This is a genomic window from Streptomyces tailanensis, assembly GCF_008386495.1.
GTDB lineage: Bacteria > Actinomycetota > Actinomycetes > Streptomycetales > Streptomycetaceae > Streptomyces > Streptomyces tailanensis.
Map to the genome: position 1 here is coordinate 73,535 of NZ_VTHJ01000042.1, position 12,969 is coordinate 86,503.

Annotated in this window: 9 protein-coding genes and 1 pseudogene; 4 read left to right on the forward strand and 6 right to left on the reverse strand. The window is 70.4% G+C overall.

Going from position 1 to position 12,969, the window contains the following annotated elements:
• Window positions 1-93: 93 nt before the first annotated feature.
• The 5 genes from F3T56_RS29415 to F3T56_RS29435 all read right to left on the reverse strand — a co-directional run bounded on the left by F3T56_RS29415 (window position 94) and on the right by F3T56_RS29435 (window position 6,984).
• Window positions 94-2,301: an endonuclease gene (locus F3T56_RS29415; protein ID WP_149828400.1), complete on the reverse strand. Its 2,208-nt coding sequence runs from the start codon at window positions 2,299-2,301 to the stop codon at window positions 94-96.
• Between the two features lie 41 nt (window positions 2,302-2,342).
• Window positions 2,343-3,491, reverse strand: coding sequence for a hypothetical protein (locus F3T56_RS29420; RefSeq protein WP_149828401.1), 1,149 nt, complete (start codon window positions 3,489-3,491; stop codon window positions 2,343-2,345).
• A complete protein-coding gene (locus F3T56_RS29425) occupies window positions 3,488-4,966 on the reverse strand; it encodes a hypothetical protein (protein ID WP_246203994.1) in 1,479 nt (492 codons plus the stop codon). The genes F3T56_RS29420 and F3T56_RS29425 overlap by 4 nt, the downstream gene beginning before the upstream one ends.
• 151 nt (window positions 4,967-5,117) lie before the next feature.
• Window positions 5,118-6,626 (reverse strand): S8 family serine peptidase, encoded by a 1,509-nt coding sequence (locus F3T56_RS29430; protein ID WP_149828403.1) that lies wholly within the window; start codon window positions 6,624-6,626, stop codon window positions 5,118-5,120.
• 49 nt (window positions 6,627-6,675) lie between these two features.
• The gene (locus F3T56_RS29435) at window positions 6,676-6,984 is read right to left on the reverse strand and encodes a response regulator (protein WP_149828404.1); all 309 of its coding nucleotides are present in this window, start codon (window positions 6,982-6,984) and stop codon (window positions 6,676-6,678) included.
• A gap of 803 nt (window positions 6,985-7,787) precedes the next feature.
• Between F3T56_RS29435 and F3T56_RS48340 the strand changes: the two are divergent.
• The 4 genes and pseudogenes from F3T56_RS48340 to F3T56_RS29455 all read left to right on the forward strand — a co-directional run.
• Window positions 7,788-8,201 (forward strand): annotated as a pseudogene (locus F3T56_RS48340) (glycoside hydrolase family 2 TIM barrel-domain containing protein); the annotation flags it as partial.
• 104 nt (window positions 8,202-8,305) lie between these two features.
• Window positions 8,306-9,484 carry a DUF4982 domain-containing protein gene (locus F3T56_RS29445; RefSeq protein ID WP_149828405.1) on the forward strand — a complete coding sequence of 393 codons (1,179 nt, stop codon included), beginning with the start codon at window positions 8,306-8,308 and terminating at the stop codon, window positions 9,482-9,484.
• A 117-nt stretch (window positions 9,485-9,601) separates the two neighbouring features.
• Window positions 9,602-11,089, forward strand: coding sequence for a purine-cytosine permease family protein (locus tag F3T56_RS29450; protein WP_149828406.1), 1,488 nt, complete (start codon window positions 9,602-9,604; stop codon window positions 11,087-11,089).
• Window positions 11,086-11,655, forward strand: a complete 570-nt coding sequence (locus F3T56_RS29455; protein WP_149828407.1) for a cysteine hydrolase family protein — start codon at window positions 11,086-11,088, stop codon at window positions 11,653-11,655. The genes F3T56_RS29450 and F3T56_RS29455 overlap by 4 nt, the downstream gene beginning before the upstream one ends.
• Here the strand turns inward: F3T56_RS29455 and F3T56_RS29460 are convergent.
• Window positions 11,631-12,896, reverse strand: coding sequence for an alpha-L-fucosidase (locus tag F3T56_RS29460; protein ID WP_149828408.1), 1,266 nt, complete (start codon window positions 12,894-12,896; stop codon window positions 11,631-11,633). The genes F3T56_RS29455 and F3T56_RS29460 overlap by 25 nt on opposite strands.
• Between the last annotated feature and the right edge of the window lie 73 nt (window positions 12,897-12,969).

Here is a 12,969-nt window from a genome sequence, read left to right on the forward strand (position 1 = left end):
ATCCCGCCACCGGGGTGCCCGACCCCGGTGGACGTGATCGTCCGGCGATGCTCAGGAGACGCGCCAGGCTGCGGCGTAGGGCTGATCGGGCCATCAGGGCCAGACGCCGGAGAAGTCGATCTTCTCGGTCCATTCCGGGTGGTCTATGAGGGGATTGCGGTTGCCCTGCAGCTCGGCGATGGCGGCATTGCGGTGCAACTCGTACTCGCTCACGGGCTCGTTGCCGTGCCAGGCCAAGAGCGTGGGCAGGCGGTTCTCGGGGAACTCGACGGACCCGTCGCCGATCAACCCCGGGTAGCGCAGCAGGAAGTAGAGAGTGGCTCGGGCGACCGCTCCCTTTCCCTCCTCGGGTTCGAACCCCACGGCCGTGTCACGCGCCCCGCACTCGTCCCGTATCGCCAGCTCGAATTCGGGGAACTCGGCGAACGAGAAGTTGCTGCGGAAGCTGTTGCACCCGCTCTCGCAGGCGAACAGATGGTGGAGGTCGCCCCGCATGGGCTCCCGCGCGTCGAACCACGACTGCGGCACCACGTGTTCGCAGTTGAACGGCATCGACGCCTCCAGAGCGGCGAACTCGGCGGCGAACTCGGCCGGACCGGCAGTGCCCTCGTGGAGGATCAGCTCCTGCACGCGCGCCAGCCGCGCTTCCTCCACGGCGGCGTCCAACCGTATGAACTCCTCGGCGGAGAAGTCCTTTCCGGAGTAGATGCTGCGCAGCCGGCCGTCCCGGTGCAGGTCGACCCACGGATAGACGAGCCGGATCGGCTTGTACCTGGGCCGGGGCTCGTGTGTCTCCGCCAGCAGTTCGGTGAGCGCGCGGCGCAGTGCGTCCCCGTCGTCGGTGCCGATGTCCGCGTAGTAGGCGTCGCGTGCGGCGGTGTCGGCGGGCCGGTCGTAGTACGGCCGTTCCCGCGCGAGGCGGTGGTTGACCAGGGCCGCGTCCACGTCCCGCTGGACGGCGGAGGCCACGTCGGGCGGCCAGGCCGAGGGCGGCGTCGTGGGCGCGAGCACGGGCGGCGGGGTGGTGACGGTCGCCACCGGGAATGCCGACGAGTCGACTCCGACACTGATCCGCAGCGGGACGGTGAGGTGGGCGGTGCCGTCGGCCACGTACGCCCGCGCGCCGGCGGACCTCGGCAGATTCGACGCACCGTCCGTCGAGGGCGCGGGTGTGGGCGTGGTGCTCTCAACCGGGACCGGAGCTGCCCCGGCAGCCGGTCCGGAAGAGGTCCCGGGGGTGAACAGCTCGTCGCGGAGCCGGGCGGCCGCACCGGTCAGGGTGATCTCGTGCAGGGCGCGCAGCACACGACTGATCCGCACCCCCTCGTTGGCCTTCCATGCCAGTCGGTCGTCGCCCATGCCCGGTGTCCAGGGCGCTCCGTCGACGCTCAGCGGGCGGCCCTCGGCGTCGGTCTTCGGGACAGCCGAGTGATGCAGCGCGACGACCTCCCACTGGTCGTTGAAGACCGGCGAACCCGACGAACCCTCACGGGTGTCGGACTCGTAGTGCATGAAGCGGTCGAGTATGTCGACGATCTCGTTCTCGCGCAGCGCGAGCTGCTTGGGCTCGCCCCGGGGGTGCTGAACGATGTTGACGAACTCCCCGATGACGACCGTGCCCTGCGCCTCGCTGAGCGTCAGCCGGCCGAACGACGAGAGCTCCTCGCCCCCCGCACCGCGTTCGGCCACCGCGACGAGGCTGAAGTCCAGAGCGCGGTCGGTGACGAAGAACCTGTGCGGCTCCAGCTGGAAGACCGCAGGTGTGAGCGGCTGCCCGTCGAGCCCGGCCTGCAGTGCGAACGCGACCACACTGCGACGGGCCTCCTCCTGACTGCGCAGCACATGGTTGTTGGTGAGCAGCAGGGTGGGGGACACCATGAAGCCGGTGCCGTGACCGCCACCGGGTCCGCTGATGGTGATCCGGCCGACCGCGCGGGAGGCGAGGGCACCCTCCTCCAGGAACGCGACCGGAGTGAGGTTGTTGCGCCCGATGAGGCGTTCCAGGCCCAGCACATCGCTGCCGAAGCTCTCCGGCGGCAGCCGCAGGGTGCTCCCCGCCGCGGTGACGGGCTCCGACGGCTCCCGTTCGATCGCCCTGGCCAGCGACCAGTCGGCGCCGAGACGGGCCAGCCGCTTCTCGACCCGCTCCGGTTCGTCGGCGTACAGCACGCCACGCGTCCGGAGCAGCTCCCGGTTTCTCTCCCGCTGCCCGGTTCGGTGCGCATAGCGTTCCGCGGCCCGCGTCAGCTGTGACAGGTAGTCGGATTCGATGGGGGAGAAGAGTTCCGCGTCCGTTGTCATGGGTCCGCCTCCCGTGTGGCGGTGCGGTGGTGTACGGCGCGCTACGCCACGAGTCGTGTGCTGCGCGATGCCTGGTCGGGGTGGGTCCCGAGGTAGCCGTGCGCGGAGAACGCGCCGGGTGCGAAGGCGCCCGGCGTGACGTCGTCGCCCGCCGCGAGCTCCACGCAGGCGGTCTGCGGCCGGGCCGTGCTCGTGCCGAGCCGGCAGGCGGTGGCCGTGAGTTTCACGGTGACGAAGTCGGCGATCTGGGCGCCGAACTCGATGGGCCTGCCGCCGATGGTGATGTCGCCCACGGCGAAGCCCCGGCCTGCGGGCACCTCGTAGACGGCACGTACCGGGAAGCCGGTGTCGCCGCGTTCGACGGTCCAGAAGCTCTTCGGGGCGGAGCCGTCGGGAGTGCTCCACCCGTCGGTGGCCAGGTCGTCGAAGTAGATGCCCACGGGGTCGCTGAGCGCGATGTCCGCCTTCTGCCGGGCGATCGAGTTGACCACTTCGCCGATGTGCGGGTCGCTGTTGCGGTCGGGTACGCCGTACTTGGCGCAGGCGATGAGTTCCTGCGCGCCGGTGAGTTCCCGGCCGCCGATGACCCGACGGATGGTTGCGGCGGCGGCGAGTTCGATCTCCGCGCCGAGGGTGTTGGACTGCTGGATGAGGTGCATCGCGCCCTGCGTCGTGGAGTCGTTCCACTTGTTGCGCCGTATGTACCGGCCGTTGGGGCCGAAGAGGTCGCTCCGCCGCACGGCCGGGCCGATGTGGGCGCGGTAGATGTCGAGGGCCTTGTCCGGGTTGGTCTGCGCCAGCACGTCCCAGTACTCGGGGCCCTCGCAGGTGAAGGTGACGCGGGTGATCTTCCCGCCTCCGACGCGGGTCACGCTCCACTCGCAGTACTCGTCCTGTACGTCGCGGCTGGCGTCGGCGCGTTGCCAGCGCTGCCGGTCCGAGATCGCTGCCTTGAGGCGGTTGGGGAACGCTGTCCAGGTGACGGCCGCCTGGACCGCGTCCGCCGCGGTGTCCGTCTTGGTGAGGTTGTAGAACTGCGGCCGGGGGCTGTCGTGCAGCACCTCGGCGGGGTCCGGCCCGGTGATCGCCTGGTCGACACTGTCGCTGATGAAGACGTGCCACGCCTTCTTCCCGATGTCGTCGAGGTCGGTGAGTCGGCCGGGAGGCCCGTACGCGTTGATGGTGGTCATGGAGAACCTCCGGTGGTCACGACACCGACGGTGCCGTCCTCGTTCATGCGCAGCCGTGGTGCGTCGGCCGGGATGTCGGTGGCCGGCAGGGTGAGCGCGAATTCGTTGAGCCTCATGTCCTTGAATGTGCGGCGGCGTGATTCCGCCAGCCGGACACAGTCGTCGAACCCCGACGCCGTACGGATCCGTGCCGTGACCTTCTCCAGGTAGACGTCCACTCGCTGGGCGAAGACACCGGGCCAATCGGCCTCGGGGACCGCCCAGTTGCGTGCGAACTCGGCCTCGGGACTGTCGGCGGGCAGGATCCGCGCGGCGGCGACGACGGCCGAGGCGATGTCGTCGCACCACGTCGAGGCGGGTACGGGCGCGGTGGGCACGTAGCGCATGAGATGGGCGCGGACCGGGCTGAAGACCGGGTTGGTGAAGTCCACCATCAGCGCGCAGGCCGCGAACCTGGCCGGCATGAGGCTCTTCTCCACCGACTGCCGCACCACGTCGTTGTCCTCGTACGCGGGCTCCGGGACGACGAAGGCGAAGAACGTGTCGCCCGGCTGCGAGAAGTCGCTCACCTGTTCCTCCAGCCGGAAGCCGAAAGCGGCGAGGCTGTCCGCGTACAGGGACGCCGGCGCGGTGGGCACGGTCTCCATGCCCACCGGCAGGCCGAGATCGTTGAGCAGGGCGTCGGCGTTCAGCCAGAAGCCCAGGGGCTGGGACAGATCCCTGTCGCCGGACATGACCGTCGCGCTCTGCGTGGACGTACTGGCGAGGTTCACCGTGGTGCTCGTGAACAACTGCCGCAGCAGATGGTCGGGGTGCGCCACCATGCCGTCGTCGACGACCGCCGAGAGGCGCGCGGTGGTCCATCGGGAGACGAGGCCCTTCACCGTGAGCTCCAGGCGCTCGGCGCCGATCACTTGACGGTAGAGCGGGTTGTCGCGCAACGGGTCGTCCGGGGCGAGTTGGACCGTCGCGGACATGGACTGCCAGTTACTCCAGGGCTGCTTGAGCTCCTTCATGACGACGCTGCCGTTGACGTGACTGTCGAAGCAGCCCTTCCCCCGGGACTCGGGTGCCATCGACGACCAGGAGTCGCCCGTCCACACCCAGGCCGGCGAGATCCGCATGTAGTAGTTGAAGACCCGGGAGACCGGGTCCCAGGCGGCGACCTGGAGGAAGACCGAGCCGGGGTCGCTGCTGACCAGCAGGTCGGGGTCCCGGCCCGGTGCCGCGCGGGAGATCGCGAAACGGAAGTCGCGGCGGAGCCCGGGGGCCTCGTCCGGCGGGATCTGCCCGGCCTCACTGATCAGATACACGGACTGCGCCGGAAGCTCGCCCGCCCCGGTGAGCCCGTCCAGCACCTCTTCCAGTGTCATGGGCCAACGGCCTTGCCGGAAGAAGACCATGGCCATCGGGTCCCGCAGTCCGGCGAACTGCCCGACGGGCATGGGCACCGGGCCGCGATCCACGCCGCTCACGCCTCGGTACAGCGTCCCAGGCCGTAGTCCTCCGTCTTCGTCCGCGGCCGCTACGGCTGCCGTCGCGGCCGCGGGCCAGGCGGTCGCCCGTCGGCGTTCAGGAGTGCGGTCCCACAGCGACATGGCTTTTTCCACCCTCCGTCGCGCACTGTCAGGGGATCTGGTCGAGGACGAAGGACAGGGCGGCGTCGACGTTCACCAGACCCGCGCCCGTGGCCTCGTCGGGTCCGATCCGCGCCGGACGGTTGAATCGCGGATGGTTCGCGCCGATGGTGACGTCGACCGCCGTCTCGGCGACAGCCTTGATGACCTGGTGGGGAGCGAGCGTCGGCCGGGCCGCGAGCAGGACGGCCGCTGCTCCCGCGACCTGCGGCGCCGCCGCCGACGTACCGGAGAACAGCGCCCACCCGTCGTCCTGCGCCGTACCGTCTCCGGTGTCGGGCAGCTGCCCGTCGGCCTGCGCCCGGCTCTCGGACACATCGAGCGCACAGCCGGGCGGCACCGGCAGCATGAGGTACTGCGCCCGGGGCCGCATGCCGACCAGACCGGACACGACGGGCACGACGACGCCGTCGAACCACGGGCTGGCGTAGCCGCTCGCGTAGTCGGACGCCTGTAGCTCCAGTCCCGGTCCCACGAACACGCCGCCCACGGACAGCACTCCGGGCACCTGCGGTTCCATGGCGAACTGCCCGTTCATGGCCGAGAAGACGACGGTGATGCCCTGTTCCACCGCGTCCCTGATCTCCAGTGCGAACACGTTGTCGTTCGCCGTGGGCGGACCCACGGGAGGGAACGTCCGCGATCCGCCCCAGGAGTTGGTGAGCACCTGTGGGCCCTCGGTCTTCGCTCCCAGGCAGTCGGCCTTCGCACGGATGAAGGCCGTGAAGGCGCCGGTCAGGCTGCCGGAGTTGTCACTCGCCCGGTAGGCGTGGAGGTCCGCTCCGGGCGCCACGGCGAAGACGTTCGCCGATTCGCCGGTCCCGTGTCCGACGGGATCGTGCACGGGACTGGTGCCCGGCAGGACCGCGACCGTGGGGGAGACCTGGTAGCCGTGTGCGGCGAAGTAGGTGTGCGGGAACTGCCCGGTGTCCACCATGGCGACCCGGACCCCGGCACCCACCGCACCCCGGGCATGGGCCCGGGTGGCGCCAAGGAGCATGGCGACGTCACCCGGCAGCCTGAGGTGGAACCTGTCGACGTTGGGCGGCTGGGCGGACGGCACGAGGCGCGCCGGCGTACGCGGTTCCTCCAGGGCCACGGCCTCGATCGCGTCGGTCCCCGGCACCTCGCCCACCCCACGGGCCTCGGGCTGCCCCTCGCCCACGATGTCCAGCTGGGTCACATAGCGGATGTGGTCCATCTCGACCTGGCGCAGGGCCTCGTACGTCTCGACCCTGCCGCCGGTCAGCTCCGCGTACGCCGCGGGCGGTCCGCAGACCGAGAACCCCAGCCGGCTCTCGGCCGTGATGCTCAGTCCGGCCGCGACGGCGTAGTCCTCGGCACGCTGCTGGCTCTCCGGGTCGGTCCGGAACGGCTCGGCCGAGTCCCAGTGCGCGGCCCGGGTCATCGGGGTGCCGCCCCGCGACCGGGCGGACACATAGCCGTACACCTGGTCCGGAGCGGGTTGCCCGTACTGGGGCGTCATGGGGAGCGCCATCGGTCCTCCAGGCGTCGCCGTGGGGAGGGGCGACCGGGGCGGTCGTCGCTCAGTCGGGGGAGGCGGTGTCGGCGCCGAGAGCGGGGAGCGGCAGTACGGTGACGGACCGCGTGGTGCCCCGCAGCGCCGGTGGGACCGGAAGCGACTGGGGCTGTGCGCGATCGCCCGGACGCTCGCCGAAGGCCTCGGCGAACCGGCCGGCAGGTCCCGTGAGAAGGGCACCGGCGGCCATGGGAGTCATGTCGATTCCGTGCTCGGCGCACCATTCGGCCAGTTCGCCCGCCGGTGCGTCGGCGTGCAGTTGCACGAGGGCCTCGACGAATTCCTCCCCGGAGCGGTCGCTTTGCTCCGCTGCCACGATGTCTCCGGTCTCCCCTTTTGCTGATTGTCCCCCTTCGATGCTGACAGGTGCGGCAAATATGCGCAAAAGGGTTACAGGTCTCTTTGTTTGCCGCAGGCACCTTGACGCCACGTCCGCCAAACTGTCATGTCTATGCCAGTTCGCACATTCAGCATTCTGCTCGGTGTTCGGTATACCGAATTCCTGATCCGAATTCTTTCGGAATTCTTGCGGAGAGGTGAAAGGGATGACCAAGAAGGACCGGCAGTTGACACGGCGTAGAGCGCTCCAGTTCGGTGCGGCAGCCGCGGGCGCAGTGGCATGGGAGGTGACCGGGCCGGCCGTCGCCGGCGCGGATCCGCGCAACAGGGGCGGGTGGGCGCGCGAGGGGTCGTTCGACGAAGGGTGGCCCTTCTTACGCGGCGACGCCGAGCACGCCCAGGAAGCCTCGTACGACGACAGTTCCTGGCGCGCCCTCGACCTTCCGCACGACTGGAGCATCGAGGACCTCCCGTACGCCACCTCCACCGACGGCGGCGCGACGAGCTTCCCGTCCCTCCTGGTGCCCAAGGAGCCCGACCCGGCGTGGCCCAACTCCGCCGCAGGTGATCGGCCCGTTCGACCCGGGGCGCAGCGGGAACGGGGGCTCGATCGGATACACGGTCGGCGGGATCGGCTGGTACCACAAGCACTTCGCGATCGATGCGTCGGCCGGCGACGACGAGTCACATATCGAGCTGCGGTTCGACGGGGTGTACCAGAACGCCGACGTCTGGCTCAACGGCGTGCATATCCCCGTCAAGCGGGCGGCGCTGTGGTCCATGGACTCGCCGAGCCTGTACACCGTACGGGCCGAGGTGCTGGTCGACGGCCAGGTCGTCGACACGGTGACCACGAGCTTCGGCATCCGCTCGCTGGCGTGGAACGGCCAACAGGGCTTCCTGCTCAACGGCGAGCCGGTCAAGATCATGGGCGGCAACGTCCACCACGACCACGGCCCGATGGGCGCCGTTGCCCTCGACCGCTCCGAGGAACGCCGCGTCGAGATCCTCAAGGACGCCGGCTTCAACTCGATCCGTACGGCACACAATCCACCGACCCCGGCCCTGCTCGACGCCTGCGACCGGCTGGGCATGCTGGTGATGGACGAGTTCTTCGACGTCTGGGACACCGGCAAGAACCCCGAGGACTACTCGGTGCACTTCGCCGAGTGGTGGGAACGCGACCTGACGAGCACGGTCCTGCGCGACCGCAACCACCCCAGCGTGGTGATGTGGTCGCTGGGCAACGAGATCACCGACCGCACGGGCGGCCACCGCGGCGCCCAACTGGCCGCCTCGTGGTCCAGGCCCTGGCCATGGTCCCGTACCTGCTCCGCACCTTCGACACGACCCGGCCCCTCACCCTCGGCGGCGGCTCCACCCACTCGGCGGACGACCCCTCCGGGAACTACGTCGACATCAACGACGTGCACTACAACGCCAACGGCAAGGGCTACGCCCAGATGCACGCCGCCCACCCCGACAAGGCGCTGGCGCACAACGAGACGTTCCCCGCGACCATCTACCAGGACATCACGTTCGCCGACCAGCACGACTGGGCGGTGGGCACCTGGATCTGGGCCGCCTGGGACTACCTCGGCGAGGCCGGCATCGGCAAGACACCGATCCCGCCCGTGGGGACCGGGGCGACCATCGGCGACCAGAGCGTCATGCCCGGCTGGTCGATCTCCCGCGAACTGCACCACAACTGGGGCGGCTTCGGCTACGCGTACCCCTACTTCCAGGCGAACTGCGGCGACTTCGACCTGATCGGGCAGCGCAAGCCGCAGAGCCACTGGCGGGACGCGGTGACCGGCCGCAGCCCCGTGGAACTCATGGTCGAGCGTCCGACCCCGGCGGGCACCGAGCAAGTCGCCCTGCGGTGGGGCTACTTCGACGAGCTGGCGAGCTGGACCTGGGAGGACGTCGAGCCGGGACACCCGATGACGGTGCACGTCTACACACCGGGCGACAGCGCACGGCTGCTGCTCAACGGGGCGGAGATCCCGGGCGGCGGGCCGAAGGCCCCCGAGCGGGCCATGGCCACCTTCACCGTGCCGTACGAACCGGGCGAGTTGACCGCCGTCGCCAGTCGCGACGGCAAGGAGATCGGCCGCAAGACGCTCAGGACGGTGGGCGCTCCGGCCGCGCTGCGGCTCGTCCCGGACGTCAGGTCGCTCACCACCGGCCGCGACGACCTCGCCCACGTACTCGTCGAGGTGGTCGACAGGCACGGCCACGTGGTCCCCGACGCGACCCACCACGTCACGTTCGGCATCGACGGCGCCGGCGAACTGGCCGGCGTCGGCAACGGCAACCCGCACAACGTCGACAGCTTCAAACGACCGAGCCGCTACACCTGGCACGGCAAGGCCCTCGCGATCCTCCGCCCGGCGAAACGCCCTGGCCGCCTCACCCTCACGGCGAAGGCCTCCGGTCTGCGAACGGGGACCCTCACCCTGCCGGTCCGACGCTGACCCGGTGCTCGCCGGTCGGGGGCCTTCTTGACGCCCCCGACCGGCGCATCTAGGTTCCCCTCGACGCGATCAGCATGGCCGGACGGACAGGTCCGCGATCAGACAGGCAGGCCGACGATGACGGACTCCCGCACCGGCGACGGCACCTCCGCGGTCCGGCCGCCCCAGCCGGAGAGAGCGCTCCAGGTGGAGACGCACGGCCTGGACGTGATCGGTGACGCCGACCGCAAGGGCACACCGCGCACCCTCTTCTGGCCCTGGTTCGGCGCCAACGTCTCGATCCTCGGCATGAGTTACGGCGCGTTCGCGCTCGGCTTCGGCATCTCCTTCGGGCAGGCCCTGGTCGCCGGAGTGATCGGCATCGTCTTCTCCTTCCTGCTCTGCGGGTTCGTCGCGGTCGCCGGGAAACGCGGCTCGGCACCGACGATGGTCCTCAGCCGGGCCGCGTACGGCGTGCGCGGCAACCGGCTGCCCGCGATGGTCTCCTGGCTGCTCACCGTCGGCTGGGAGACCGTGCTGTGCGCGCTCGCCACCATGGCCACCGCCACCGTCTTCCGCCGCCTCGGCACGGGAGGCGGCACCGAGACCAAGGTGATGGCCCTCGTCCTGGTCGCCTCGCTGGTCGTGGTGGTCGGCGTGATGGGCTTCGATCTGATCATGCGCTTCCAGACCGTGATCACCGTGGTCACGGGCGTGCTGACAGTCGTCTACGTCGCCCTGGTCGCCGACCACATCCACTGGTCCACCGTCAGCGCTGTACCCGCCGGGTCCGCGCAGGAGTTCATCGGCGCCCTCGTCTTCATGATGACCGGCTTCGGCCTCGGCTGGGTCAACGCGGCCGCCGACTACTCCCGTTACCTGCCGCGCGCCTCCTCCGGCCGGGGCGTGGTCGGCTGGACCACCTTCGGCGCCTCGCTCGCACCCCTGCTCCTGCTGGTCTTCGGCCTGCTCCTCGCCGGCTCCTCCACCGAACTCAACGAGGCCATCGCCGCCGACCCCATCGGCGCGCTCACCACACTCCTGCCCACCTGGTTCCTCACCCCGTTCGCCGCCGTCGCCGTGCTCGGCCTGGTCGGCGGCGCGGTCCTCGACATCTACTCCTCCGGCCTCGCCCTGCTCGCCGCGGGCCTGCGCATACCGCGCCCGCTCGCCGCGCTGGCCGACGGGGTGCTGATGATCGCGGGCGCCGTCTACATCGTCTTCTTCGCCGACGACTTCCTCGGCCCGTTCATCGGCTTCCTCACCACCCTCGGCGTCCCCATCGCCGCCTGGTGCGGGGTGATGCTGGCCGACCTGCTCCTGCGCCGCCGCGACTACGCCGACGAAGACCTGTTCCGCACGGACGGCCGCTACGGCGACATTCCCGCCGGCCCCCTCCTGCTCACCCTCGCCGCCACCGTCCTCGGCTGGGGCCTGGTCACCAACTCGGCGGCGGGCTGGCTGGACTGGCAGGGCTATCTGCTCGGCCCGCTGGGCCTCGGCGGCAGGACCGGGGACTGGGCGTACGCCAACCTGGGCGTCCTGCTGGCGCTGGCGCTCGGCTTCGCCGGCACGCTCGTTCTCGGACGCGGCCGGGTCCGGGCCCAGGAGGCGGGGCGCGCATGACCACCCGGGCGGCTGGTCTGCTCACCGTCATCGACATGCAGCGCGTCTTCGCCGAACCGGACAGCCCCTGGGCCGCACCCCGCTTCGCCGAGGCCGCGTCAGGCGTACGGCGTCTGCTGCCGGCCTTCGACGAACGCGTCGTGTTCACTCGCTTCATCGCACCGGAGCGACCCGAAGGCGCCTGGCGGGCGTACTACGACCGGGCGCCCTTCGCGCTGCGACCCGCCGACGCACGCCTCTGGCAGGTCGTCGACGAACTCGCCGACGACGCACGGCACGTGATCGACGCCCCCACCTTCGGCAAGTGGGGTCCGGAACTCGCCGCCCGCCTCGGCCCGGACGGGCGGCTGGTCCTGGCCGGAGTCAGCACCGACTGCTGTGTGCTGTCCACCGCCCTCGCCGCCGCCGACGCGGGCGTCGAGGTACTGGTGGTCGCCGACGCCTGCGCGGGCGCCGACGACGAGTCGCACGCGAAGGCCCTGTACGTACTGGACCTGTACCGGCCGCTCGTCCGGGTCGTCACCGTGGATGAAGTGCTGGGTCAGTCCCTCCCCGTACCCCGGTAGAGGTCCAGCTCCCCGTCCAACTCGACGGCCAGGACGGTCGCGTACGGGTCGAGATCGGCCGCTGCGGGCGCGTCGATCCAGGTCACGCCGGGTACGTGGTCGAGGCCGCCGGTGATGTGGTGGCCGAGCCCGGTGCCCGTACCGAGGACCGTCACCCGCCGTACCGCGTTGCGCAGCCCTCGGATCGACACGGTCTCGCGGGGTACGTCGAAGCACATCAGGTACAGCGTGCGCCGGTCGGCGGAGAGGGTGCTCGGGCCGTAGTGGTGCCCGGTGGGCAGACCGGCGACCGTCCCGTACACGGCGTCGGAGTGCCTGGCGATCCACGCGCCGAGACCCTCCAGCCGCTCGACCTGCTCCTCGGGGATCGTCCCGTCCTCCTTCGGGCCGACGTCGAGCAGGAGGTTGCCGCCCATGGCGATGGTCTCGGTGAAGTAGCGGACGAGTTGGCGTACGGACTTGTAGTCATGGTCGGTGGGCCGGTGGCTCCACGAGTCGTTGATCGTCAGGCACAGCTCCCACGGACCCTCGGGGGCGATGAGCGGGACGCCCTGTTCCGGGGTGGCGTAGTCGCCGTGGCTGAGCATGCGGGCGTTGAGAACGATCTCCGGACTGCCCGCGAGGATCAGTTCGGCCAGGGTCCCCATCCGCCACTGCTCCTCGGTGCGCTCCCACTCGCCGTCGAACCAGAGGAGGTCGGGGCGGAAACGGTCGACGAGTTCTCCGACCTGGCCGTCGCGGTACGTGAGATAGCGCGCCCAGGCCTCCGGGTCCTCCTCGCCCGGCTCGGCGTGCGAGTAGCCGTTGGGCGGCACGATGTGCGGGCCGGGGTGCCGCTCGGTCGCGTAGTCCGGGTGGTTCCAGTCCGAGTGCGAGTAGTACAGGCCGACCTTGAGGTCCCGGGCGCGCAGCGCCTCGACGAAGCCGGCGACGAGGTCACGGCCTGCGGGGGTGTCCCGGACGACGTCGAGGTTGCGGTGGTCGGTGTCCCACAGGGCGATGCCGTCGTGGTGCTTGGTGGTCAGGACCGCGTACTTGGCGCCGACCCGGGCGAACAGTTCGGCCCAGGCCTGCGGGTCGTAGCGCGAGGCGGTGAAGCGGTCGAGCTGTTTCATGTACCGCTCGTGCGTGACCTCGCCGGTGTAGAAGGACCACGACTCGGCCCATCCGTCCACGGCGTAGACACCGTAGTGGATGAAGACGCCCAGCTTGGCGTCGGGGAACCAGGGTTGCATCGGCATGCTGCCACGCTAGACGAATGAGTCCGATGTGATCAGTGGTCGTACGCGATCAGGGATCGGGTGACCGGTGCTC